A 23435-nucleotide genomic window follows, 5' to 3' on the forward strand; every position below is an offset into this window, starting at 1 on the left:
GGCTTGTATCCATCTTATTCATTCATAGATACGTGAACGTGGTCGTAGTGATTTTCAGTTACACTACCACGATCTGGCATTTGGTTCCAAGTATTAGCTGGTCCATAAATGCTTTCAAATGGTGCATAGAACTGCTGCTGCCAGATAACATAAGAGATTCCTCTTTCAGTCATGTTAGAAGTAACATCTGCTGCGACCTGGTTTCCTAATTCAGTATTGTCACCAACGATAAAGTCAGCTGCCAAGCCCTTACCATGATCTCCGCTATCGCCTGGACGATAGAGACTAAATTCTGTAATGCCATATTTAGCTGCTATCTCTTCTTTCAGAGCTGCAGTTTGTGGCTGAAGACCTTCATTAGCAGGATTGTTAGTCGTCACGCTTGCAGCATCTGTTACAGCTGGAGCATTGTAAGTTGTTGGCTCAACAGCGGCAGTTGCTTGACTGACTTGATTTTGTCCTAATTCAGTCACTTCTGGAGCTGCCTCTGCTGGCTGTGGCGCTGCTTCTACAGGAGCTGCTACATTTTCTTCCGCAGCTGGGGCTGCTTCACTTGCAACTTCTGCTACTGGGGCAGGAGCTTCTTCTGCAGGCGCTGGTGCTTGGTCTGCTGGAGCTGCAACAGCTTCCTCAACAGCTGGAGCTGGAGTTTCTGCTGGTTGAGCAGGAGTTGCGGGTGCTGCTTGCTCAGTACCAAAAATCTCGTCAGCTGTATAACTTTCTGTTACATATCCTGCGTTATTTCCTGCTTGGTAGCTTTGGATTTCTACAGAGGCAATTTCATTTTGTCCATTTGTTGTAACGGTCAAAACAGTACCTGGGAAAATCAAGTCAGCATTGGCAATTTGATTGATTTTAGCCAATTCAACAAGGTCAATATTCATCGCTTGAGCGATATTTCCTAAAGTGTCACCATATTGAACAGTGTACGTTTGTTGGTTTTCATTGCTCGTAATATCCGCTTTAATTTGCTCAACTGTTCTGGCAGTCCAGTTTTGTGGCTGCTCCTCAGCTCGTGTTGTCAACAAAGGCAATGCTGACAAAGCAACAGTTGAAGCCAAAAGTAATTTCTTATTCATTTTCATATGCAAAATGCACCTTCCTAATCATTCATGATACGAAAACCATCTTACCATAAATCTTCTAAGAAAAAAGCCTTTTTCGACCTATTTAACAAAACTGTCTGCCCTCTGTAATATGGAGATTTTCTTGTAACATATAAAAAAAGGCAAAAAGCAAAAGAACCCCGTTTAGAGAGGTTCTGTTTTTTCTTTTGGGCTTGTTTGAACTCCTAGTATTCTGCTAAGTTAAACTCGACCTGAGCTCTGGGCAAAAAAGATAAAATCTCCTAGAAGCTGTCGCTTCTTCGCCTATTTTCCTATTTTTGCTGTGAATAGATCTATTCAGTCTAGGTTAGCTCAGCTAAATCGAGCTTCGGCTAAAAACTCGGAAAAAAGAGAACTGGACTTGGATTCATAGAATCCATCGCCCAGTTCCTATTTTTCAGTCGTTTTTTTAACGCCTACGCATCTTACTTCACCTTCATCATTCGGACGAGGCTGGCTCGTTCGGCTTCTTCCAGCTTCATTTCGATGTAGTAGATGGTTTCTTTGAGGTCAGGGATGGTAGCATACTCTAGCCCGTTGACCCGACGGCGGGTTTTCTCGATTTCATCCGCCATAAGCTGACAGCTTTTCTCAATTTCAGCCAGTCGCAGCAGGTCAGGAAGCAGATCGCTCATGCTTTCAATGGTTTCATCCATCTGGCTATTAGACGCCACATAGCTATAAACCACGTCTCCCTCGTCATCAGTATGCGTATTGTCAATATGGGCGTACATCTTGGGCACACGCACACTCATGATATTCTCAGTTTCCACATGCAGATTGACCTCCCGAGTGGGCACAGCGAAAATCTCCTCAACCATGAGGTCGCTCTCCAGCGCCTTAGCCATGACAAAATCCTGCAGATGACCGACCAGAGCGGATTCGACCTTTTGGCGAAGCTGATTGTTCTCACGGACAGACTCAATGAAGCGCCGCATCAGCTCATCCCGCTTGTCCTTGAGCAGTTTATGCCCACGGACAGCCGTTTTGAGACGGGCTTTTAAGTTATTCAGCTCCATCCGAGTCGGCTTGACATTGAGTCGCGTCATCTTTCTTCCTCCTTGGTCTGCGGCAGGTATTGGTCAATCATATCGTCCTTGATCCGCTTAAGTTCTGTTCTTGGCAAGATGGACAGGAGTTCCCAGCCTAGATCCAAGCTTTCCTCAATGGTTCGGTTGGTCTGGAAACCTTGATTGATGTATTCCTGCTCGAAGCGGTCGGTAAAGCGTACATAAAGCTTGTCTGTTTCGGACAGGGCGGATTCCCCCAGAACAACAGCCAACTCCTTAGCCTGCTTGCCTTGCGCATAGGCGGCAAATAATTGGTTCATGGTTGCGGCATGGTCACCTCTGGTCTTGCCCTCACCTGAGCCCTTGTCCTTGAGACGAGATAGAGATGGCAGGACATTGATGGGCGGACGATAGCCGCTGTTGTAAAGGTCGCGTGAAAGGATAATCTGCCCCTCTGTAATATAACCCGTCAAGTCTGGAATCGGATGGGTAATGTCATCCTCTGGCATAGACAGGATCGGAATCTGCGTCACAGAGCCTTTCTTTCCGACCAGACGTCCAGCCCGCTCATAGAGGGTGGACAGGTTAGTATAGAGATAGCCCGGATACCCACGGCGGCCCGGCACCTCACGACGAGCTGCGGAAACTTCCCGTAGGGCTTCGCAATAGTTGGTCATGTCAGTCATGATGACCAGAACGTGCATGTCTTTTTCATAAGCTAGGTACTCGGCTGCTGTCAGGGCAATCCGTGGCGTCGCAATCCGCTCGATAGCCGGATCATTAGCCAGATTGATAAAGAGCACCGAACGGTCAATGGCTCCTGTCTCCCGGAGGTCATTCATGAAGAACTCGGCTTCTTCAAAGGTAATCCCCATAGCCGCAAAGACCACGGCGAAGTTTTCATCAGAATTAAGCACGGTAGCCTGACGGGCGATTTGAGCAGCTAATTCCTTGTGGGGCAGACCAGATCCGGAAAACACTGGCAGTTTTTGCCCCCTAACCAAGGTATTGAGGTGGTCGATGGCTGAAATACCGGTCTGGATAAACTCATCCGGATAGTCGCGAGCTACTGGATTGATGGCTTGACCGTCAATATCCAGATATTTTTCTGGCAAGATAGCTGGGCCGCCATCAATCGGCTTGCCCATCCCATTGAAAATCCGGCCTACCATGTCTTCTGACACTGGCAGCTCTAGCGGACGACCTGTAAAGCGGACCTTGGCTTTTTCCAGATTAATACCGCTAGATCCCTCAAAAAGCTGGACCATAGCCTTGTCTTCTTGGACTTCCAGGACCTGGCCCTGACGCTTGCTGCCGTCATGCAGCTGGATTTCTACCAATTCATTGAAATGCACGCCAGCGACTTGGTCGACAATCATCAGAGGGCCGACAACTTCACTGACGGTGCGGTATTCTTTAATGACGCTCATTGTCTAGTCCTCCTTGGGCAAGAATCTGGTGCAGAGTTTCCTCGATAGTCTGACTGAGAGCCTGAATTTTTTCCAGCTGGTCTTCATGGATAAACTTACTGCGGGCAATTCGGTCACGTAGCTCCACTGTTCCTTCCATGATTTCCCGGAAATAAGCCCCCAGCTCCAAGGCACGATTGGCCTCCGCATCGAAGGTCAGAATATTGCTCAATAAAGCTACCTGTTTTTTGAAAGAAGTATAGGTGTCCACATCATCAAAGGCATTCTGCTGCAGGTAGTCCTCACGAATCATCTTGGCTGCATTCATGGTCAGTCTGTCCTTCTCAGACAAGGAATCCAGGCCCACCAAACGCACGATTTCCTGCAGTTCGCTCTCCTTTTGCAGGATATTCATGGCCTTGGTCACCTTTTCTGCCCAAGCAATCTTCTCATGCTGGTCGATATAGGCTCCCACTTCGTCTAGGTAGAGCGAGTAAGAGCTCAGCCAGTTGATAGCTGGGAAATGCCGGCGTTGAGCCAGCTGGGCATCCAAGCCCCAGAAGACCTTGACAATCCGCAGGGTATTTTGCGTTACCGGCTCAGAAATATCTCCACCCGGAGGTGATACGGCTCCTATAGCAGTTATAGAGCCTTCGCGAGCAGTCGAACCGAGTGTCTTGACCCGGCCAGCCCGCTCGTAGTACTCAGCAATCCGGCTGCCGAGATAGGCAGGATAGCCTTCGTCACCCGGCATTTCTTCCAGACGGCCGGACATTTCCCGCAGGGCTTCTGCCCAGCGAGAGGTGGAGTCCGCCATGATGGCCACGGAGTAGCCCATGTCACGGAAGTATTCTGCAATCGTAATCCCTGTGTAAATCGACGCTTCCCGAGCCGCCACCGGCATATTGGAGGTGTTGGCAATCAGCACCGTCCGCTGCATGATGGACTGGCCTGTCGTTGGGTCAATCAGTTCTGGAAATTCATTGAGTACATCGGTCATCTCATTGCCACGCTCGCCGCAGCCAACATAGATAACGATGTCAACATTGGCAAACTTGGCCACCTGATGCTGAACAACAGTCTTACCGGCTCCGAAAGGTCCTGGTACGGCTGCTGCTCCGCCCTTGGTCACTGGGAAGAAGGTATCAATGACCCGCTGACCTGTCACCAAGGGCTCAACTGGAATCAGCTTCTGAGCAAAAGGACGCCCACGACGGACCGGCCATTTTTGCATGAGAGTCCCTTTAAAGACAGACCCGTCCGCCTGCTCAATCTCGTAAACAGTCTCTTCAACAGTGAAACTGCCAGCTGAGATATTAGCCAAGCGTCCACTGACGCCGACCGGCACCATGATGCGGTGCTCTACCAGATTGGTCTCCTGAACCGTTCCCAGAATATCGCCAGCCTCAACCGCATCTCCGACAGACAGACCTGGAACAAAATCCCACTTAGCCTCTCGGTCTAGATTTGGCAGTTGGACACCGCGGACGAGGAAGTCGCTCGCCGTGATGGTCTGGAAACGCTCCAAAGGCCGCTGAATTCCGTCAAACATCTGGGAAATCAGGCCTGGACCAAGTTCAACAGACAGAGGACTTCCGGTCGTGATGACCGGCTCTCCTGGCCCCAAGCCAGAAGTTTCTTCATAAACCTGAATAGAGGCTTGGTCCCGCCGCATTTCGATAATTTCACCGATCAGCCCCAAATCGCCAACCCGGCAGATATCCTGAATATTCGCTTCCTGCATCCCTGATGCCAGCACCAGAGGACCAGAAACTTTGATAATCTTTCCTTGACTCACAATCTTCCTCCATTCTTGGGAGATTTTTGTTCCTTCTCCATGAAAATCAAAGAGCAAACTAAGTAACAGTTTGAAATTCATTTCCAAAGAGTATTTTTTGATTCTTGCCGCGAGTTTGAAATTCTTCTTAGCTAACTCTAGGGCAAAGATTGTTACTTTTTATTTTAAAAATCAGATAAGGATTTTATTTGCCGGCCCTTTTCGTCGAAATTGTCTGGGCTCAGCCATTTTTCTAGACGGCTCTTGACGGTCGGCCAATCCCTGTCAATCATAGACAGCCAGTCCGTGTCTCGGTTGCGCCCCTTATATACAACAGCCTGACGAAACCTGCCTTCATAGGTGAAACCAAGCCGCTCTGCTGCCCGCCTTGAAGGCTGATTGAGGGCATCGCATTTCCATTCATAGCGGCGATACTCCAGCTCTTCAAAGACATAGCGTGCCAGTAAGTACTGGGCTTCCGTAGCCAGTCTGGTGCGCTTCAGTTTGGGCGAATAGGTCACAGCTCCCACTTCAATGACACGGTTATTTCTGTCAATCCTCATCAAGGCAAAAGTTCCTAGAGCCTTACCGCTCTCCTTATCCACAATCGCATAGTGAAAACGATCCTGTGCTGCCAGCATTTGATCTAGCTTCTGGGACCATTCTGCCTGACTTTGGGAAGGATTTTGAAAAAGATAGGTCCACATATCCGCAGGAGAATCCGGTCCATACACTTCATACAAATCCGCTCCATGCTTGTCCTTGGACAAACGCTCGATAATAACATACTGGCCTTCAATTCGCTCCAGATTGGGTAATTCCCCCAGCTGAAAATCCGGCAGAGCATCCCCAATGGGTTGACCTAGTTGATTGATTCGCATAAAAACCTCACAATATATCTTGTCCGACAGCCTTTTCGACATTTTCATGAATCCGCGAAAGAGCCAGTCCCGTGCTCCCCTTATGGGTAGGAATGAGCACAAGAGCAGGAATCTCCAGCTGGTCATAGTAGGCCAGGGTTTCTGGAATATCCGCAGCCATATCCTCCGTCAGATAGATAATGCCGAAATCTTCACGGGCGAGCCGACGCAGGGTATTGACCGTCTCCTGAGCTTCTTTCACTGGAAAGGTCTGAAAACCAATCAGCTTAAAAGGGAGGATGGTGTCGCGATTCCCCACGACAGCAATCTTGTAGCTAGTCTTGTCCATAAATCGGTCGCATCCTTTCTCTGATAAGCTCTACTGGCAGCTGATTGTCCATACCGGTCAAAATCAGCCGCAGATTCTTGACTTCCAGCTCCTTGCCCAGCAGATAGCGGGCCAGAGGAAGCGGGCCATCTGTCTCAAACTGACCAGTCGCCAGCAACTTGGCCTGCAAGAGGTCCGCTAGATATTCTAGCTCTACTGTCGTCAAGGTCTGGTTCCTCATTTTCTCCTCATAGGAGCGCAGATCCAAATCGTAACCACAGGGATTGATCTGGCTGAACCATGTCAAGAAATCTCCCTGCTCTGCCATGGCAATCCAGTTGGCAGCAGAGAGGCTCCCTTCATCAGACAGGAGCTGCCTCATAAAGCTGTGCGGTTTCTCCAAGCCAACAGCCCGCTTGACCGTGATGGCATTGTAAAAATCAATAGTCAGATTCACCAGCTGCAACAGACGGTCATCTTCCAACTCCTGTGTCAGGCGCTTGAGATGCTGGAAATAAGCCATATCCATGCCAATCTCCAAGACGCGCACATCCTGATAATCCTGGTATTCCTGCCAGGTCGCAAGCACCTCGTCCAGCATGAAATCTGGACAATACTCAGCCGAAAAGGCCATGACTAAGTGCTCCAAAACCTCCAGCGAATAGGTCCCCACTGGCATCAGCAAATGCTCCAGGGACTGACCTGTCGCCCGACCCTTGAGAAAAACTTTGAGATTGTGGTAGGTATAGCGGAGCGTGAAAATCTCCACCAGCTCCTTACTAGGACTAATCTCAAGCGCCCAATTATAGACGGAATACAAATGCTTCATCAGTACTTGCTCAATGGCATTGAGATCCTTAATCGCTTCAGAATCCATGGAGTAGACCGTTCCCTGCAGAAGAGCCGAACGGCTGGCAGGATCGTCAGCCTGCAGCAACTGATCATATTGCTGGGGCGTCAAAAAGGAAGCCTCCTGCACACTAATGGCTGTATTGACTTGAGAGAAGCTTGTTTCACTCATGGTCCGCCTCCTATTCTGCCTGATCTTTGAAAATGTCCTGAGCCAGACGGTAACTTTCCTCCTGCCAGACAGAGTCCAGCAAGTCGCGATAGAGATAACTATCATCCACCCGTCCTTGGCTTAGCACAAAGCCTGCCTGAGCGGCTATGGACTGGTCTGAAAAGTGTACTTGCGGAAAGGATTTTTTCAAGTCTTCTAACTGGCTGGAGCTGAATTTCCCAGCTGATAGAGCACCGAAAGTCAGTGTCAATTCTTCCTCTGGGTATTTAGCCAGGACACTCTTCAGAAAATGTTCCTCTTCAGCTGATGACCATGCCGCCATCTGAGCATAAGCCTCTTCAAAAAGCTCTCTGAGAACCCGCTGCTTGATAACCAAAGTAGACTGGCGCTTTTGATTTTCTAGCTGCTGAATTTCGCGCTGACTGCGCCGGCTGATTTCTTTTAGCTGCTGCTCCCGCTGTCCAAGCTTTTGCCGAACCAGTTGGGTCTCACGTTCCTTGGCTTCATGCTCTATTTTCTCAGTAGCCTCAGCCAAAAGCAAACGCCCCTTTTCGTGAGCCTGCTCCAAGACAGAAGCTTTGAGATCTGATATGTCAGACATAAAAGCCTCCTTACTTCACATTCAGAACCATGATGAAGGATACAACGAAGGCCAAGATGGCGTAGGTTTCAACCATGGCCGCTAGGATAACCCCTTTCATGACCTCTTCCGGACGCTTGGCCAAAATCTGAATACCAGCTGTCGCCACTCGTCCTTGATGCTTGGCTGAAAAGTAACCAACAATGGCAACTGGCAAAGCTGCTAGGAAATAGGCTACTCCTGACTGCAGAGCCAATTCCGGCTTGATATTAAAGAAGACGGTAATCCCGATAACAAAGCCATAGAGACCTTGGGTACCTGGCAAAAGCTGTAAAATCAAAGCTTGAGCGAATTTTTCCGGCTGCTCTTTCAAGAGGGCTGCCGCTGCCTGACCAGTGCTTCCAACACCTAGAGCTGAGCCCATTCCGCTGAGAAAGACCGCCAAAGCTACTCCCAGACCTGCAAAAAAGGCGCCGCCGTAAGTTCCAAAATATGATGCTAAATGTTCCATGATTTACTCCTATGAAAATGCTGTAATCGCCGTAAAACCAACAGCTAGTTGAATGAATAATACTTGTTTTGATGTTGTAGAAAGTGTTTTTCTAAAGATGAGCTTCTCATCTCTTAACATAGTTCCTAATCTTTATTTCTTGCTTTGCTGAACGTATTTTTCGCTAGGCTTGAGCGGAGTGAAAGGCTTGCCACCGCCGTCATAGAATTTTCCGAAGAATTCCACGAAAATCAAACGCGCTCCGTGCACATAGCCGGACAGAAAAGATAGAAACATATTGACCAGATGCAAAGCAATAAAGAGCAGAATGCCAATGCTAAAGCGAGCGACAGGTGGAAAGAGGCTGACAATCAAGTTAAAGGCCGAGCCAATGCTGGCTCCCGAAAGCCCCAGAGCCATCAGCCGCGTAAAGCTGACAAGATCTCCCACATAACCGCTGACATTGTAGAGATTAAAGAGACCTGACCCCAATCCTGCCAAGCTCTTAGCACTGACAATGGATACTGCCAGTATACCCAGAGCGTTGATGATGGCCAGCCATTGACCAATCGTTGCTGCAAAGGCCAAGGATGGGAAGAAATTTCCCAAGGCCAAGAGTAGCAGCCCCAGCAAAATCAGCACCCAAGCAAAGCCTGCATTATAAGCTTCTGCATAATCTTTGAGGCGGATATTTTTCAGACCGCTGAGGAAGAGGCCAGCCAGCACTGTAACAAAGCCAAAGACGACCGAAATAACCAGAATCGTCATGGCGTCGGAGCTGGTGCTAATGAGAGCGAAGGGCAGTTCAAAGCCAAAGAAAGAACCATAAACCAGCCCCCAGATGATGACTGCCACACCCAGCAGGCGGAAGAATCGCAGATTCTTAGCCAGTCCCGACTTGACATGCAAGAAGTGCAGCGCCAGACTGGTGCCCACAAAGAGCAAAAGGCCGTAGCCGATGTCGGCAACCATCATGCCAAAGAATACAAAATAAAATAGGGAAACGACAGGGGTTGGATCCTTATCACCATACTTAGGCAAGGAATACATCTCTGTCACTAGCTCGAAGGGCTCCACCAAGGCATTGTTTTTAAGCTTGGTCGGAACCTTATCTTCCTCATCCTGTCGAATCTCTCTGGTCTGGATGAGAATGCTCTGACCAAACTGCTCTGTCAAGCAAGCCTCAAGAGCTTGAACTTGATTGCTTTCGATCCAGCCTTCCAAGGCTGCCAGATTTTGCGTGCTGGCTAACTGATTCTTACTTTCTTGACGGGAGGAGAGATTGCAGAGATAGTTCAGTTGAACCTTGAGCTGGTCCAGTTCATTCTTGGAAGCTGCCAGACTCTTGGTCATAGCTTCCGCCACAGCCTCCTGCTGTCGAATGTTGGCCTTGAGCAGGGCTATCCGCTCAGCAGGCAGTTCCGCGTGGTCATACTCAAAAGGCTTAAAGCCATACTCTTTCAAGATTTTGCGAACATCTTCCAGAGAGCCTGTCTTGTAAAACATAAGAACCCCATGCTCCGTATCATCGGTAAAGACTTCCTGAAACTTCAGGTCAGGATGTGCTCCCAGAGCCAAGCGCAGAGCATCGTCGTCGGTATTAGGAATCGTCCCAATCAAAGCTCCCAGATGGCTGAAAGTCGCAGCTGCTTGCGGTGTTAGCTCCAGTGGCTCCCACTTCTCCAGCGCAGCCACTTCTAAGCGATCAGCTTCTATCTGACCCTTGGCCTCTTGCAAGACCCTGAGTTGCTTACTGATTCCTTCTAATAGCGCAACCTCATCGCGAGCCTTCCCTGCCTGCTCTAAAGCAGTAAAGGATAATTCTAAAGGCTCTTCTTTTAAGGATTCCAGCAGTTTCTTTTTCGGCATAAAAGGCTCTAGCTCTGCAATCAGCCTCTCGAGCTTTTCCTGACGACCGAGCAAATCCTGCTGAGATAGCTGCTGATCCGGCCGGCCGACTAAAGCCTGCTCAAAAGCTGCCTGCCAGTCCTCTTCCTGCCGCAAGTCATGAATCTGAACCGACTCTAAACCCTGTAGGTAAAAGAGAAGCTGGTCCAGCAGTTCCTTGGGCAGAAGCAGAGACAGCTGCCGCATTTGACTAATGGCCATAGGCTTCTACCACCTTCTCTACAATGGCTCGCGCCAAGTCTGCTTTTTTGTCTGTCAGCGCTGCCGCAACCTTGTCCTCATTTTGCTGGGTTGTCTGCTCCAAGTCTTGCTGCAGGAGCACCAACTTTTGTTGGGAAGACGCGGTTAATTCCTCTGCCAGCTTCTGCGTTTCATTGTCATAAGTCAGAGCCAGCTGCCTGAGATCTTCATCTACTTGCTGTCGCAGCTCCTGAGTCTGCGTTCTGTAGCCCATCAAAACTTCTTCTGCAGCAGTCTCAATTTCCTGCATTTTTTCAAGTGTTTCATTGGCCATCTATTCACCCCCTCGTTTTCAAAAACCTTCGAAAACGGATTTTAAAATCTGCATTCCTGGCTGACAGTCCAACCATCTGGCAAATCATCTTCAGGAATACAGCTTCGTACTTGCATAAATTATAACATATTTTCAGAAAAACAGTCAGAGATTACTAAACAGGCATCTCAAACTGATAGGAAAAGCCGATATAGATTTGATTCATTTCAATACTTACAAATCAGTCTCAACTGTACACTCTTGATAAGTTTCAGTCTTGCAAACGGTTTATTTGTCTATAACTATGTTATAATATAAACACATTCTAAGACAAATATAGAATAGCAGAAAAGTAAAAGTGGCTTCAAATGTACTTTCCAACCAGAACAGCCCTTAAACTTTTACTAAACATTATCCCATAAGAAAGTGATTTTATGAGTCAGCAGAATATCTTGGCCATCATTGAGAGCCATCTTGACAAGATGACCGACTTGGAACAGAGGATTGGTCACTATTTTTTGGATCCAAATAGTATTCAAGAGGATTTATCCTCTTTGCAAGTCGCTCAAACCTTGCACATTTCTCAAGCAGCCTTGACCCGTTTCGCCAAAAAATGCGGCTTTAAAGGTTATCGGGAATTTAGCTTTCAATATTTACAGGACCTACAAAAGGCGCAAACCGAGTCGGATAATATGCAAAGCAGCTTATCCCGTCATGTCTTGTACAACTATAATCAAATCCACCAGCAGACAAAAGAACTGATAGATGAGGAAAAGCTGGAGCGAGTGGCTCAAATCATAGAAGAGGCAGATCGAGTTTATTTCTTTGGAACAGGGAGCTCAGGCTTAGTAGCACGTGATATGAAGCTGCGCTTCATGAGACTGGGAGTCGTTTGTGAAGCCCTAACTGACCAAGATGGCTTCGCTTGGACAACTAGTATTCTGGACAAGAACTGCCTCGTTATCGGATTTTCTCTATCCGGACAGACCCAGTCCATCATTGACAGCTTGATTGACGCTAAAAATATGGGAGCAAAAACCATCTTGGTGACAGGACAGCCTGAAAAGATTCAAGAGGACTTCACTGAAGTCGTTCCTGTTGCTCTTCAAAGCAAGCCTGAGTTTATCCTGCGAATTTCCGCACAATTTCCCATGCTTCTCATGATTGACCTCATCTATGCTTTTTTCCTCGAGATTAACCGCGAGAAGAAAGAAAGAATCTTTAACAGCTATTGGGAAAACCAGAAATTGAATGGCTACTACCGTCGAAATATTCACAAAAGATAAAAACGAATCAGGATTTTCTGACTCGTTTTTCTTTTTCGGTCTAACTTTTTCCTCTTTCTTTCACAAGGGAAGGATTGGCCCGTAGATTTCTAATTGGGGCTGAACTTTTTCCATATGAAAGGCATCGTAGGCACACCACTTTTGATACGTAGTCTGCTCCAGTTTGAGGCTACTAAGACCAATTAAAAAACTAGCACTTTTATGAAATCTTTCAAGAGCAATGAGAAGACAGTTATCCAGAGCCTTGGTTTTCTCCAAACTCCTCAAAATTTCTGCTAAGCACTTATAAAAGCGGATTTCATCACTTGACCGAATTGTCTTCTTTTGAAAATCTTCCATCAAGGAACCTAGAAGCTGAGCAGCTTCCTGAATGAAACTTCTTTCTGTCATTTGATTTTCCTCTTGAAAGACAAGGAACCTGAGAAAAATCTCAGGTTAAACTTGTCTATTTTTGAAATGATAGTAGGCTCCAAACATACCCGCAGTATTTTGATGATGAGCAAAGGCCAGTTTGGTTTTGTCAGCAATACTTGGAACCAAAGCATCCTGCAAAACCGCCTGAATACGCGGTCTAAGAATAGCTTCTTGTCCCATAATGCCGCCTCCTAGGATAACAACTTCTGGATTAACAACATAGCAGATATTGGCAATTCCTTGACCTAGATAGCCAACCATGCGATCGATGCCCTCGATACAGAGTTTATTGCCCTCAGTTGCTTCTTTGAAAATCCGACGGCCATTCCAATGCTCTGCGTCTTCTCCGTGTAGCTCAGCCACATAATTGACTAAAGCAGTTGTAGATGCCACATCCTGAAAGGCTCCGTCTGGTAGATGCAGGTAACCGACCTCACAAGCAGAGTTACTAAAACCATGGAAGACTTGACCATCTACGACTAGACAGCCTCCAATACCTGTACCAATCGTCAAACAAAGGGCAATCTTGGCTCCCTTGCCGCTGCCCGACATAGCCTCCGCCAAGCCAGCACAGTTGACATCATTTTCAATCTCACAAGGCAGGGAGAATTTTTCTTCCAGCACTTTTTTGAACTGGGTGCCAGCGTAATTCGGAATCTGTGGCCCGGCATAGAAAATTTCACCCTTGTCTGGATCCACCATGCCAGCTGAAGAAATACAAATCCCAGCCAGAGGTACTTTTTCTAAATAGGCTGCAACAATTCCTTCAACTTTCTGCATAATTCCCGGACCGCCTTTGCGGGCCTCCGTCGGCATTTCATGTGCTTCCACCAAGGTTTCCGCCTCGTTGATTAAGCCATACTTGATATTGGTGCCGCCAATATCAATAGCAACATAGTGTTTCATAGCACACCTTCTCTCTAGTGTTTATCCTGTTGCTTATAAAAATTGCTCCTTGGTTTGTCTAATCAACTGAGCAGCTTCTTCCACAATTGGCCGATCACTTTCCTGCACTGGTGTCAGAGGAGAGCGGACAGATCCGATGGTCAAGTCTTCGTTAATTTCCAAAACACCCTTAATAACAGCGTACATATTGCCATGGGCGCTGGTTAATTTTCCGATGATGGCATTTATCGCATATTGCAACTCTTTAGCACGTTCCAATTCCTTGTCAGCAATCAGTTGATTGAGTTTGAGGAAGAGTTCTGGCATAGCTCCGTATGTACCACCGATACCGGCGGCAGCACCCATAAGACGGCCACCTAAGAATTGCTCATCTGGACCATTAAAGACTACATGATTTTCTCCCCCAAGAGCTACAAAGGTCTGAATATCCTGCACCGGCATTGAAGAGTTCTTCACACCAATCACGCGCTCATTCTTGAGCATTTCCTTATAAAGACTAGGAGTCAAGGCTACACCAGCCAGCTGAGGGATATTGTAAATCACGAAATCAGTATTAGGCGCCGCCGCACTAATGTCATTCCAATACTGGGCAACCGAATACTCTGGCAGACGGAAATAAATCGGCGGAATAGCTGCAATAGCATCGACACCTAAACTTTCCGCATGACGAGCCAGCTCCACGCTGTCTTTAGTATTGTTACAAGCCACGTGGGCAATGATGGTCAGACGCCCCTTAGCAACTTTCATCACTTCTTCTAGAACCCGTTTTCGGTCCTCTACACTCAGATAGATACACTCGCCCGAAGAACCGTTGACATAAAGACCTTGTACGCCCTTGGCGATGAAATATTCCACTAAAGCGCGAGTCCGCTCCGGGCTGATTTCACCCTCCTCGTCATAGCAGGCGTAGAAAGCAGGAATGACACCTTGGTATTTGGTCATATTTTTCATTTTCTTTTATCTCCAAATCTAGAATTTCTATAAATTAAGGCTTTTCGTATTTGGCAAAAATCTTTTCTAAAACAGTAATCTGCGTGAAGGCCAATCCAGCAAAACCGATTAAAACAAAGAGCGATAGCCCTAGTAAAAGTAAAAGTCCTGAACTAAGAAGCACTGTCAAAATAGCTACTAGAATAGCTATCATCAGGAAAAACCAAGGAAAGTTAAGACTGAGCAAAACTAGACTAGTCTGTAACCCACCTATGAGAGACTGCTCAAATCGGCCAGCCAGTGGATAAACACACAGAAAGAGCGCTGTTGTAAAGATAAGAAGAGCAAAGCAGGCAACTTTCAGTATTTGAAAAGGCAGAGCCTCCTGACCCCAGATAAGAAGGAGGTCAAAAATACTGATAGCAGACAGCATCAGCTCCAGCAGGCCCAATTTGAAGCCCAACTGCCAATTTTCTCGGAAGGCCTTGATATAGACAGCCGTTACTTTTACACGACGACCGCCTTTGATCTCAAAAAGAGTTTGATAGAGGCTTAGCTTCGCAATACCAATGGTTAGAAGAGGCAGAGATGTCAGCAGAAAAAGCAAGTTTACTGTCGCTAAATCAAGGATTTTCTCACAAATCTGCATAAAGAAATTATCCGTATCAAAAATAGTCTCTATCAATCGGGCACCTCTTTTATCCATTGCTAGCCTCCTTTTCAAATATTAATCCAACAAAACTTTAAACACACATTTTTTAACTGTCTCTTCTCTGCCAGCAAATTGATTAGGCTGGTGGGCTTCTTCTGGCAAAAAAGCAGCAAAATTGAGACCGTCTAACAAGAGCGGATAAGTCTGTTCGCAAACAACAAAACCAATATCTCGACCTTCATCATAGGCTTCCTGAACTTCTCTAATCTGACAGCCGTATTGGATCAGCTCATGCCCTTCCAAAAGAAAGTGCAGGTCCAAGTATCTCTGGTGGAATTCAAAGCTTTCCTCTTGCTGCTGACTGAGAGTATTTTCCTGCAAAAAGAAGAAGACCCTATCACCATCTACTTCATAGCGCCCTGAATTTAGATTAGATACATCGTGACTCAGGAGATAATCAATAGCTGTATCGATATTTTTGTGAATCCCTCGATAGCGAACGAGATTCTCTAATTGATCAAAAATCATATTTCTATCCTTTAACAGCTCCCATAGTGATTCCTTGTGTGAAGGATTTTTGGAAGATGAGGAAGACCGCCACAATTGGCACTGCAGCCAAAGCTGCTCCAGCCATAATGAGGCCATAGTTGGTTGCCATTTCAGCCTGCATGGTCGCAACCCCGAGAGAAATTGTCAGATTCTGCCGAGATGTCAACATAACCAATTGCATAAAGTAGTCGTTCCAAGTATTGATAAAGGTGAAAATAGCTAGAGCCGCAAAGCCCGGTTTGACAATCGGAAAAGCAACACTCCAGAAAGTCCGAATTTCGCCACAACCGTCGATTTTAGCAGACTCAAGAAGCTCTGTCGGGATGTTTTCACTGAACTGCTTCATTAGAAAAACTCCGAAAGGCCAGCCAACCAACGGTAAAATTACTGCTGCCAAGGTATCGTGAATTCCCATGAAATTAACAATACGCACTAGTGGTACCAGTACTACTTGCTTAGGCAAAGCCATGGCCGCAATGAAGATGGCAAAAAGAATCCGTTGACCATAGAACCGCTTCTTGGCCAAAACATATCCTGCCAAAGAAGACGTGGCGCAGACCAGAAACATGGTCGCAAGCGAAATGAAAACACTATTCCACATCCATTGCATGGCTGGATTTTGCACCATCAATTGCTGGAAGTTTTCAACCGTTGGCATTTTTGGCCACCATTCTGGCGGAATGACAATCGTTGCTGGTTGAGACTTGAAAGCTCCTGTCAAAATCCAATAGAAAGGAAAGACAAAGAGGATGGTTAATATGGCCAGAACAAAGCCTGATACCACCTTAAAAACGTTCATTTTTTTAGTTTGCATCTTCTTTCTCCTTTCTCTAGTATTCTACATCGTTTCCAAGAATCTTGAATTGGGCGAAGCTGATGATGGCAATCATGACTGCTAAAAAGACTCCCATTGTATTAGCATAGCCGTATTCAGATAACTTGAAGGCTTTTTCATACAGATAGTACATGAGCGTACTGGTTGAGTAATTAGGTCCGCCTGATGTCAAGAGCTGAATCAAGGCAAAACACTGGAATGAGTTAATTGTAGTAATGATAGCAATGTAAAGGGTTGTTGGAAGCAGGCTAGGCCATTTGATCTTCCAGAAGACTTGCAATTCTGTTGCACCATCCACTCGCGCAGCCTCAACTAGAGAATTGTCAATATTTCCCATAGCTGCGATATAGAGAATGATAGGTTGACCCACAGAAGTTGTTAAGAGAATAATGATAATCGCTAGCAATGCCCAATGTTTATCCCCAAGCCAAGAAATATTTTGATTGATGACATGGCCTGACTTCAAAACAAAGTTCAAAATACCAGACAGCGGATCGTAGATCCATTTCCATACGACCGTCACAGCTACGCTCCCTGTAACAACTGGCAGGAAGAATACAAAACGGTAAAAGGAACGAGAGACAGCATTCATCTCATAAGTCTGCGAAGCCACAAACAAAGAGAAGAGAACTACAATCGGCACAGAGCCGACCACGATAATGACCGTATTAATCAGCGATTTCATAAAGACCGGATCTTTAAACATCCGAATATAATTATCAAATCCGACAAAAGTAAAGGAGGTCATCGTATAGTTAAAAAAACTAGTAACAAAACCCATAATCATAGGTGCCAAGACAAATACCGTGAAAAATATCAGAATTGGAGCTAAAAACGCGTATGATACTAGGGTTTCTTTCATTCTGATTTTATTGACTTTCACAATGAGGTACCCCTCTTTCAAGATTTTCTAACAAAATCCCCCTTTTTCTACCTCTAGAAACTGTCAACAGAAAAAGGGGAGGATTTCACATTTGCTTATTTTTTAGTAATTGTTTCGTTTGCTTTTTCTGTAAATGTCTTCAAAGCAGGTTCAACCTTTTCATCACCATTGGATACAGATTGGAGCATTGGGAACCAAAGAGTTCTCATTTCCGCAAAGCCATCAATCGTGTTGTAATATGGTGAATAGTACTGAGTCCATCCACTGATGGTTTCCATACGTTTATCATCATAGAGTTTTCCAAATGAAGTACGAACTGGGAAAGCACCTGTGCGAACTACATTCTTAGGTCCCCACTCTTTGTCATCAGCAATAAATTGGACGAACTTCTTAGAAGCTGCTACTTTCTTTTCATCTTTATTGTTAAAGACTGCAAATCCGTTTACAAGATATTCAAGAGCTGGTTTGCCAGATTCTGATGGGAACGGTACTTCCACTACATCGACTTTGCTGGCTTCTAAAAGTTGTGCTTGAATACCATTTTGAGAAGGAGCCCAAAGAAGAGTGTAGGATGTTTGGCCGTTAGCAAAGTTTTGAATATCTGCTCCACCATCATATTGAGAGCCGTTCATCATCAAACCGTCGTTAATCCAACCAACTGCTTTTTCCAGTCCTTTGACAAACTTAGGATCGTCAGTTGTGTATTTGGTAACTTTTTCGTCTGTAATAGATCCGCCATAAAGATTAGCGATGAAGGCACGAGTTCCTTGGTCTCCACCTTGACCATTACTAAAGAGGGAACCTGGAGTATAGCCTTTATCTTTCAGAGCTTTCAGCACTTTTTCAAAATCAGATGTTGTCCAGCCTTCCTTGACAAGATTTGCTACACCGGCATCTTCCAACATTTTCTTATTGAAAGCCATATAGAATGGAGCAGAGCTGATAGGATACATGTAAGCTTTGTCTCCTGCCTTGCTGGCTTGGATAATATTATCATTATTGACATCTTTGACAAAGTCATCAGTAAATAGATCGTTCAAATCAGCTAATTTACCATTTTTTCCATACTGAATAATCCGACCTGGTGCATCAAATAAAACATCCGGTGCTGTGCCCGCTTCGATAGCTGTCGTAATCTTTTCAGGACCAGATTTAAAGTCAATAGTTTCCAGATTGACATGAATATCTGGGTTCTCTTTTTCAAAAGCCTCGATAATTGATTTTTCATAAGTTCCAACACCATCGTTGGCATTTTCCTGTGTGAAGACTGGGAAAGCCCACCAAGTAATCTCTGTTTTGCCAGAATTACTGCCAGAGCTAGCTGTTTTATCTGATCCGCCATTGTTTCCACAAGCTGCTAAAGAAATAATTGCAGCACCTGTCAATAACGATGCGAATAATTTTCCGAATTTCATATTCTTTTCTCCTTAAAAATGAATTTCTCTTAAATCTAGTCCTTTTCTTTACAAAAACTGAGAGGCTTATTTGTCTTTGTTTTTCCAGTTTCAAGTAAGGATTGGACCTGGTGACAGACATGGACCTGTTAGTCCTTCTTGTTTTACTGTTTCTTCAGAACAGTAAATAAGTATTTTTAGAACCTTAACTCGATAAATTCACTCCCTTTTAATAATTCTCTTTTTAAAGATAGCGTCTTCATTTTTATTTAAAATTCTTAGATTTTGATTCTCTCCTGACTATCAAAATCAAATATATGAGCCTTAGGCATCTTAAAGGTAAAGCGAATTTTAGAGCCAGGCTCCAAATAGTTAGAAGCTTCCACTTTGGCTGAAAATTCTTGTACGCCAGCCTTACAATAGAGAACAGACTCGCTGCCTAGTAACTCAGAAACGGTGACTTCAGCATCTACAGTGCTATCTGGAAAAGTATCTTCTACTATCAACTCAGCTGAGATATCCTCTGGTCGAATGCCCAGTATCACTTTCTTTCCTTGATAGCCTTTTTCTTCTAGGATTTTACGCTGACCGTCTGGGAGTCCAACAGCAAAGCCTTGTCCATCTGTAAGCTGATTGCCCTCTAAGTTCACTTCAAAGAAATTCATGGCTGGACTGCCGATAAAACCTGCCACAAATTTATTAGCTGGCTCGTTATAAAGTTCCTGAGGCGTACCGATTTGCTCGATTCGGCCGATAGTACCTGTTCCTGCTTCATTCTTAGTAGCTGACATGATAACGATGCGGTCAGCCAAGGTCATGGCCTCGGTCTGGTCGTGGGTTACATAGATAGTCGTCGCTCCGATACGGCGGTGAATTTTTGCGATTTCTGCCCGCATGGACACGCGCAGTTTAGCATCCAAGTTAGACAAGGGCTCATCCATAAGGAAGACCTTGGCATCACGAACAATCGCCCGCCCCATAGCTACACGCTGACGCTGACCACCAGATAAGTCGGCCGGTTTACGATCCAGCAGCTCTTTCAGCCCAAGGATTTCCGCCGCTTCCTGGACTCTTTTGTCAATATCAGCCTTGTCATACTTGCGAAGCTTAAGTCCGAATGCCATATTGTCATAAACAGTCATGTGAGGATAAAGGGCATAATTTTGAAAAACCATGGCGATATCCCGATCTTTAGGAGCAATGTCATTGACAAGGTTTTGATCAATATAGAGCTCCCCTTCTGTGATATCCTCAAGTCCTGCAATCATCCGCAAGGTTGTTGATTTCCCGCAACCGGAAGGTCCTACAAAAACGATAAACTCCTTATCCTTAATATCCAAATCAAAATTTTCAACAGAGTAAAAATCACTATTAGGATATTTTTTATATAGTTTATTTAGTGTTAAGGTTGTCATTCATCTACCTCACTTATTTTAATCCTGCAACAAAGCGCTCTGTAATTTCTTTAGGCCGAGTAATGGCTCCTCCGACAACGATGCCTCTTACACCCAAATCATGTATCTGCTTGGCTTGACTCGGATAGTGAATCTTTCCTTCAGCGATGACATCAAAGCCTGCTTGGCACAAGCGGCGGATAAGCTCAATGTCTGGTCCGTCAACCTTAGGGCTGTAGGAAGTGTAGCCCGATAAGGTCGTGCCGACAAAGTCTACACCAGCTTCTACAGCAGCAGCGGCTTCCTCATAGGTGCTGATATCTGCCATCAATAGCTGATGGGGATACTTGGCCTTGACCTGCTTGATGAAATCCGCAATTGTCAGGCCATCATGGCGCTCCCGCTTGGTACAGTCCAGAGCAATGACTTCAATATCCAGAGCAGCCAACTCATCCACTTCCCGCATGGTAGCCGTGATAAAAGGCTCTTGTGGCGGATAGTCGCGTTTGATAATTCCGATGATAGGCAGAGAAGTTACTTCCTTAATCTCCCGAATATCGCGAACGCTATTAGCTCGAATACCTACAGCACCGCCCTGCTCAGCTGCCTTGACCAAGAGAGGAATCACTCCTCCAGCTTCCGTATAAAGCGGCTCCTGGGGCAAGGCTTGACAGGAAACAATGATGCCGTCTTTAATCTTAGCTATCAAGTCATCTTTTAAAATCTGTGACATGAATATACAATCTCCTTTCGTAAGACATCGGTCTGATCAGATAGTCTAACAACTACCTAGGACCTCAGGTGGAGCAGAGAAGAAGGCGCAAACAAATATTTTTACGTCCTTATCCTAGACTCCATTTTTTAACTCGAGTATTTCATAATGTTATTATAAATAATTTTTAAAGCGCTTTCAATATTGTTTGAGATTTAGATTATAGTTTCCGAATTTTCCAGAAAAACAGAAATTCCTGAAAGTACTTTCAGGATTCCGTTTTGTAGAAAAGCCAATGAAAGAGCAAGCAAACTTCTAAAAAGGTTCTCACTTTCTATACTCCCTCAGGCAAGTAAAAAGGGCTAGGCAAAGGCCTAGCCCCAAAGGGGGACAAATATTATCTCTCGGATTTAAAATCCGAAATGAGAGAAAGTCTTTTTATTTTGGTTCCGCAGAGCCAGTTAAAGACAGTATCGCTGACACGGACATTCATAGCCTCATGCCCATACTCAGGCAGGAGATGATACTCCTTTTCTCCAGCCAAGCGGTTATAAATGGCAAATTGTGTGATAGGATAGCAAACATCATCCTCCAGACCAATAATCATCTGCACTGGACAGCTAATACGATGGGCCAGATTTTTCACGTCAATATAAGCAAGTGTCTGCAACAACTGCTCTTCTGTCTCATGAAAAGGATCATGGAATTTGAAATAACGAAAGAGCTCATCATAGGCTTCACTGGTATTGCCAATCTCCAAAACCCGTCTAAAGTCAGCAAGGAAGGGATAGATGGCTACAGTCTGCTTAATCCGAGAATTTAAAGCAGCTGCTACCAAAGCCAAGGCTCCGCCCTGTGAACCACCAAAACTAGACAAACGGTTTTCATCCACAAAGTCCAAATCAGCCACTAGCTCGACCAAGGTGTAAACATCCAGATAGACATCCTTGAAAAAGAGCTGATCCGGTCCATCTAGAGCCCCGCGGATAATATGTCCTTTAACAGTATTGCCGCGAGCTTCTCTATCACCATCCATTGAATAGCCTGACTGACCACGCACATCCATCGACACCACACCCCAGCCCGCTGCCGTATAGGCCAGCATATCAGACCAATCCCAGCCCTGCCCCATATAACCGTGAAAATGAAACAATACCGGAACTTTTTCTGATAACTTAGGCACAACTAGCTTAGCGTAGATTTGTCCACCGTTTCCAGACTTGAAGGTTAGCTCATAGCAAGTCGCATATGCAATTTGAAAATCTTTTTCCAGCAACTGGTAGTCCTGAGGCACTTCCACCTCCGCCACTTGTTTATTCCAAAAGGCATCAAAATCGTCGGGCATTTCATCTCTTCCGCGATAATGTAACATTTCTTTAAGTAAAGTAGGGTTTTTCATGTCTTATCCTCCCAACGATTCTTGAAACCTCTTTCATCATACCATAGAAAGAGGAAATCTTCAATAGGTTAATATATAGATTTTCTGTTTTTTTTGAAATTTTACCGATTCACCTCCTAAGAACCTATATGAAGCAGGAGCAGTAAATAGAACAAACTAAATCCTATATTTAGGCCAGCTCCGTTAAGGTAGGGACGTCCGATTCTCAGCTTTTCTACCAGTAAGATAGTCAACAGACTGAGAGGTAAAGGACTCAGCAACCCCAGATAAGTAGGCAATATTGTCTGACCGGTAACTATTAGCAGTGAGTAAACGAGCCAGCCTAGACCGGTCAGAGCGATAGCTGTCCGCCAGGTTATATCTAGAAAGAGCACTGCTTCATTGATAAGCTCGCTATCTTCGTCTGAGCAGACCTGTCCACCGCTTCGTTTATAAGCCTTTTTGCTGATGATCCCAACGTAGTAAAAGGCCACATGTGCCACTGGCGACAGGGCAAATCCAATTCCTAACAAGGCTATTGACAGATAGGCCCACAAGCCCTTATTTGTCAAACCAAAGAGAGCATAAAGCGAGACTAACATAAGAGGGATTGAGAAGTTAGCCACCAGAGCGCCCAGACGCAGCCGACCGACAGAGCCAGACAGCATCAGCATAGCCAGCTTCTTATTGCCAATCCGACTCTGCTCCGTAAAGGAAGCATAACTTTTCTTGTTTACCTCAAAGCCAACCAGCAGAATATCCCCCAACAACCAGCAAAGACCACTCAACAGCCCAGCCCATAAAGATAAAAAAATCACATTGCTCTCCTTTTTTCCATTGTCCCCTTATCTTAGCACAAAAGCTCGCTCAATAACAAGTAGTTAGAAGGTTTACGTCTTTTTATCCCAGCAAGCTCTTTTCGTTAAGAGATCTAGCACTCACGTCGCTACGCTCCTCAGCATCAATGTCTCTAAGCCCGGCTTCGACCGACGGTCTTGCCTCGCTATGTGTTTCTTCAAGGTATATAGCTTTCTTCCTAACGGACAAAACTGCATCCACTGCTCTATAACTCAACTTTGTCCTACGGACACGTTTCGTTAAGACACATAGCGCTCACGTC

At 45.5% G+C, this 23435-nt stretch carries 25 protein-coding genes; 1 reads left to right on the plus strand and 24 read right to left on the minus strand.

Annotation, left to right across the window (positions count from 1 at the left end; translation table 11 throughout):
* Positions 1–14 precede the first annotated feature (14 nt).
* The 11 genes from PCY71_RS08750 to PCY71_RS08800 all read right to left on the minus strand — a co-directional run bounded on the left by PCY71_RS08750 (position 15) and on the right by PCY71_RS08800 (position 11003).
* Positions 15–1085 carry a LysM domain-containing protein gene (locus PCY71_RS08750; RefSeq protein ID WP_223310421.1) on the minus strand — a complete coding sequence of 357 codons (1071 nt, stop codon included), beginning with the start codon at positions 1083–1085 and terminating at the stop codon, positions 15–17.
* Positions 1086–1531: 446 nt separating this feature from the next.
* Entirely contained in the window at positions 1532–2155 is a 624-nt protein-coding gene (locus PCY71_RS08755; protein WP_223310422.1) for a V-type ATP synthase subunit D, read from the minus strand.
* Entirely contained in the window at positions 2152–3546 is a 1395-nt protein-coding gene (locus tag PCY71_RS08760; protein ID WP_002902006.1) for a V-type ATP synthase subunit B, read from the minus strand. Before PCY71_RS08760 ends, PCY71_RS08755 begins: the two co-directional genes overlap by 4 nt.
* Complete coding sequence (locus tag PCY71_RS08765; protein WP_048773706.1) at positions 3533–5323, minus strand: V-type ATP synthase subunit A; 1791 nt, start codon at positions 5321–5323, stop codon at positions 3533–3535. Before PCY71_RS08765 ends, PCY71_RS08760 begins: the two co-directional genes overlap by 14 nt.
* 164 nt (positions 5324–5487) lie before the next feature.
* Positions 5488–6183: a GNAT family protein gene (locus tag PCY71_RS08770; RefSeq protein WP_048773703.1), complete on the minus strand. Its 696-nt coding sequence runs from the start codon at positions 6181–6183 to the stop codon at positions 5488–5490.
* 7 nt (positions 6184–6190) lie between these two features.
* Entirely contained in the window at positions 6191–6511 is a 321-nt protein-coding gene (locus PCY71_RS08775; RefSeq protein WP_002894448.1) for a V-type ATP synthase subunit F, read from the minus strand.
* Positions 6498–7511, minus strand: coding sequence for a V-type ATPase subunit (locus tag PCY71_RS08780; protein WP_048773701.1), 1014 nt, complete (start codon positions 7509–7511; stop codon positions 6498–6500). Before PCY71_RS08780 ends, PCY71_RS08775 begins: the two co-directional genes overlap by 14 nt.
* A 10-nt stretch (positions 7512–7521) precedes the next feature.
* Positions 7522–8112, minus strand: coding sequence for an ATP synthase subunit E (locus PCY71_RS08785; protein ID WP_048773700.1), 591 nt, complete (start codon positions 8110–8112; stop codon positions 7522–7524).
* Between the two features lie 10 nt (positions 8113–8122).
* Positions 8123–8602: a V-type ATP synthase subunit K gene (locus tag PCY71_RS08790; RefSeq protein ID WP_002898768.1), complete on the minus strand. Its 480-nt coding sequence runs from the start codon at positions 8600–8602 to the stop codon at positions 8123–8125.
* A 132-nt stretch (positions 8603–8734) separates the two neighbouring features.
* Positions 8735–10690, minus strand: coding sequence for a V-type ATP synthase subunit I (locus PCY71_RS08795; protein WP_048773698.1), 1956 nt, complete (start codon positions 10688–10690; stop codon positions 8735–8737).
* Complete coding sequence (locus tag PCY71_RS08800; RefSeq protein ID WP_011836319.1) at positions 10680–11003, minus strand: hypothetical protein; 324 nt, start codon at positions 11001–11003, stop codon at positions 10680–10682. The genes PCY71_RS08795 and PCY71_RS08800 overlap by 11 nt, the downstream gene beginning before the upstream one ends.
* Before the next feature lie 413 nt (positions 11004–11416).
* On the opposite strand from PCY71_RS08800, the gene PCY71_RS08805 reads away from it, so the two are divergent.
* Entirely contained in the window at positions 11417–12268 is an 852-nt protein-coding gene (locus PCY71_RS08805) for a MurR/RpiR family transcriptional regulator (RefSeq protein WP_048773697.1), read from the plus strand.
* Positions 12269–12328: 60 nt separating this feature from the next.
* Here PCY71_RS08805 and PCY71_RS08810 read toward each other — a convergent pair whose 3' ends face one another.
* From PCY71_RS08810 to PCY71_RS08870, 13 genes are all read right to left on the minus strand, one after another.
* A complete protein-coding gene (locus tag PCY71_RS08810) occupies positions 12329–12658 on the minus strand; it encodes a hypothetical protein (protein WP_048773695.1) in 330 nt (109 codons plus the stop codon).
* 45 nt (positions 12659–12703) lie between these two features.
* Complete coding sequence (locus PCY71_RS08815; protein ID WP_048773694.1) at positions 12704–13588, minus strand: ROK family protein; 885 nt, start codon at positions 13586–13588, stop codon at positions 12704–12706.
* A 33-nt stretch (positions 13589–13621) separates the two neighbouring features.
* Entirely contained in the window at positions 13622–14539 is a 918-nt protein-coding gene (locus PCY71_RS08820) for an N-acetylneuraminate lyase (protein ID WP_048773692.1), read from the minus strand.
* A gap of 34 nt (positions 14540–14573) precedes the next feature.
* On the minus strand, positions 14574–15224 hold the full coding sequence (locus PCY71_RS08825; RefSeq protein WP_002922731.1) for a DUF624 domain-containing protein: 651 nt from the start codon (positions 15222–15224) through the stop codon (positions 14574–14576).
* 21 nt (positions 15225–15245) lie between these two features.
* Positions 15246–15698, minus strand: a complete 453-nt coding sequence (locus PCY71_RS08830) for a YhcH/YjgK/YiaL family protein (protein ID WP_048773690.1) — start codon at positions 15696–15698, stop codon at positions 15246–15248.
* 4 nt (positions 15699–15702) lie between these two features.
* A complete protein-coding gene (locus PCY71_RS08835) occupies positions 15703–16533 on the minus strand; it encodes a carbohydrate ABC transporter permease (protein ID WP_002905745.1) in 831 nt (276 codons plus the stop codon).
* Positions 16534–16549: 16 nt separating this feature from the next.
* Positions 16550–17437, minus strand: a complete 888-nt coding sequence (locus PCY71_RS08840; RefSeq protein ID WP_048773688.1) for a carbohydrate ABC transporter permease — start codon at positions 17435–17437, stop codon at positions 16550–16552.
* Positions 17438–17532: 95 nt separating this feature from the next.
* Entirely contained in the window at positions 17533–18852 is a 1320-nt protein-coding gene (locus tag PCY71_RS08845) for an ABC transporter substrate-binding protein (RefSeq protein WP_048773686.1), read from the minus strand.
* 257 nt (positions 18853–19109) lie between these two features.
* Complete coding sequence (locus PCY71_RS08850; protein WP_002931787.1) at positions 19110–20246, minus strand: ABC transporter ATP-binding protein; 1137 nt, start codon at positions 20244–20246, stop codon at positions 19110–19112.
* Between the two features lie 13 nt (positions 20247–20259).
* Positions 20260–20958 carry an N-acetylmannosamine-6-phosphate 2-epimerase gene (locus PCY71_RS08855; protein ID WP_048773683.1) on the minus strand — a complete coding sequence of 233 codons (699 nt, stop codon included), beginning with the start codon at positions 20956–20958 and terminating at the stop codon, positions 20260–20262.
* Positions 20959–21334: 376 nt separating this feature from the next.
* Positions 21335–22336, minus strand: coding sequence for an alpha/beta fold hydrolase (locus PCY71_RS08860; protein WP_048773680.1), 1002 nt, complete (start codon positions 22334–22336; stop codon positions 21335–21337).
* Between the two features lie 116 nt (positions 22337–22452).
* The gene (locus PCY71_RS08865; protein ID WP_048773678.1) at positions 22453–23133 is read right to left on the minus strand and encodes a DUF6796 family protein; all 681 of its coding nucleotides are present in this window, start codon (positions 23131–23133) and stop codon (positions 22453–22455) included.
* 82 nt (positions 23134–23215) lie between these two features.
* Positions 23216–23374 carry a shikimate dehydrogenase gene (locus PCY71_RS08870; RefSeq protein ID WP_075202705.1) on the minus strand — a complete coding sequence of 53 codons (159 nt, stop codon included), beginning with the start codon at positions 23372–23374 and terminating at the stop codon, positions 23216–23218.
* Positions 23375–23435 lie beyond the last annotated feature (61 nt).

Source organism: Streptococcus sp. SN3 (assembly GCF_030439905.1).

What these genes read in the sequence shown, in the direction of transcription:
- PCY71_RS08850 (WP_002931787.1), bottom strand. Translation starts at nt 20,246, where the DNA reads ATGACAACCTTAACACTAAATAAACTATATAAAAAATATCCTAATAGT.
- PCY71_RS08795 (WP_048773698.1), bottom strand. Translation starts at nt 10,690, where the DNA reads ATGGCCATTAGTCAAATGCGGCAGCTGTCTCTGCTTCTGCCCAAGGAA.
- PCY71_RS08815 (WP_048773694.1), bottom strand. Translation starts at nt 13,588, where the DNA reads ATGAAACACTATGTTGCTATTGATATTGGCGGCACCAATATCAAGTAT.
- PCY71_RS08830 (WP_048773690.1), bottom strand. Translation starts at nt 15,698, where the DNA reads ATGATTTTTGATCAATTAGAGAATCTCGTTCGCTATCGAGGGATTCAC.
- PCY71_RS08780 (WP_048773701.1), bottom strand. Translation starts at nt 7,511, where the DNA reads ATGAGTGAAACAAGCTTCTCTCAAGTCAATACAGCCATTAGTGTGCAG.
- PCY71_RS08760 (WP_002902006.1), bottom strand. Translation starts at nt 3,546, where the DNA reads ATGAGCGTCATTAAAGAATACCGCACCGTCAGTGAAGTTGTCGGCCCT.
- PCY71_RS08775 (WP_002894448.1), bottom strand. Translation starts at nt 6,511, where the DNA reads ATGGACAAGACTAGCTACAAGATTGCTGTCGTGGGGAATCGCGACACC.
- PCY71_RS08805 (WP_048773697.1), top strand. Translation starts at nt 11,417, where the DNA reads ATGAGTCAGCAGAATATCTTGGCCATCATTGAGAGCCATCTTGACAAG.
- PCY71_RS08800 (WP_011836319.1), bottom strand. Translation starts at nt 11,003, where the DNA reads ATGGCCAATGAAACACTTGAAAAAATGCAGGAAATTGAGACTGCTGCA.
- PCY71_RS08825 (WP_002922731.1), bottom strand. Translation starts at nt 15,224, where the DNA reads ATGGATAAAAGAGGTGCCCGATTGATAGAGACTATTTTTGATACGGAT.
- PCY71_RS08845 (WP_048773686.1), bottom strand. Translation starts at nt 18,852, where the DNA reads ATGAAATTCGGAAAATTATTCGCATCGTTATTGACAGGTGCTGCAATT.
- PCY71_RS08810 (WP_048773695.1), bottom strand. Translation starts at nt 12,658, where the DNA reads ATGACAGAAAGAAGTTTCATTCAGGAAGCTGCTCAGCTTCTAGGTTCC.
- PCY71_RS08770 (WP_048773703.1), bottom strand. Translation starts at nt 6,183, where the DNA reads ATGCGAATCAATCAACTAGGTCAACCCATTGGGGATGCTCTGCCGGAT.
- PCY71_RS08820 (WP_048773692.1), bottom strand. Translation starts at nt 14,539, where the DNA reads ATGAAAAATATGACCAAATACCAAGGTGTCATTCCTGCTTTCTACGCC.
- PCY71_RS08790 (WP_002898768.1), bottom strand. Translation starts at nt 8,602, where the DNA reads ATGGAACATTTAGCATCATATTTTGGAACTTACGGCGGCGCCTTTTTT.
- PCY71_RS08860 (WP_048773680.1), bottom strand. Translation starts at nt 22,336, where the DNA reads ATGAAAAACCCTACTTTACTTAAAGAAATGTTACATTATCGCGGAAGA.
- PCY71_RS08750 (WP_223310421.1), bottom strand. Translation starts at nt 1,085, where the DNA reads ATGAAAATGAATAAGAAATTACTTTTGGCTTCAACTGTTGCTTTGTCA.
- PCY71_RS08855 (WP_048773683.1), bottom strand. Translation starts at nt 20,958, where the DNA reads ATGTCACAGATTTTAAAAGATGACTTGATAGCTAAGATTAAAGACGGC.
- PCY71_RS08835 (WP_002905745.1), bottom strand. Translation starts at nt 16,533, where the DNA reads ATGCAAACTAAAAAAATGAACGTTTTTAAGGTGGTATCAGGCTTTGTT.
- PCY71_RS08755 (WP_223310422.1), bottom strand. Translation starts at nt 2,155, where the DNA reads ATGACGCGACTCAATGTCAAGCCGACTCGGATGGAGCTGAATAACTTA.
- PCY71_RS08785 (WP_048773700.1), bottom strand. Translation starts at nt 8,112, where the DNA reads ATGTCTGACATATCAGATCTCAAAGCTTCTGTCTTGGAGCAGGCTCAC.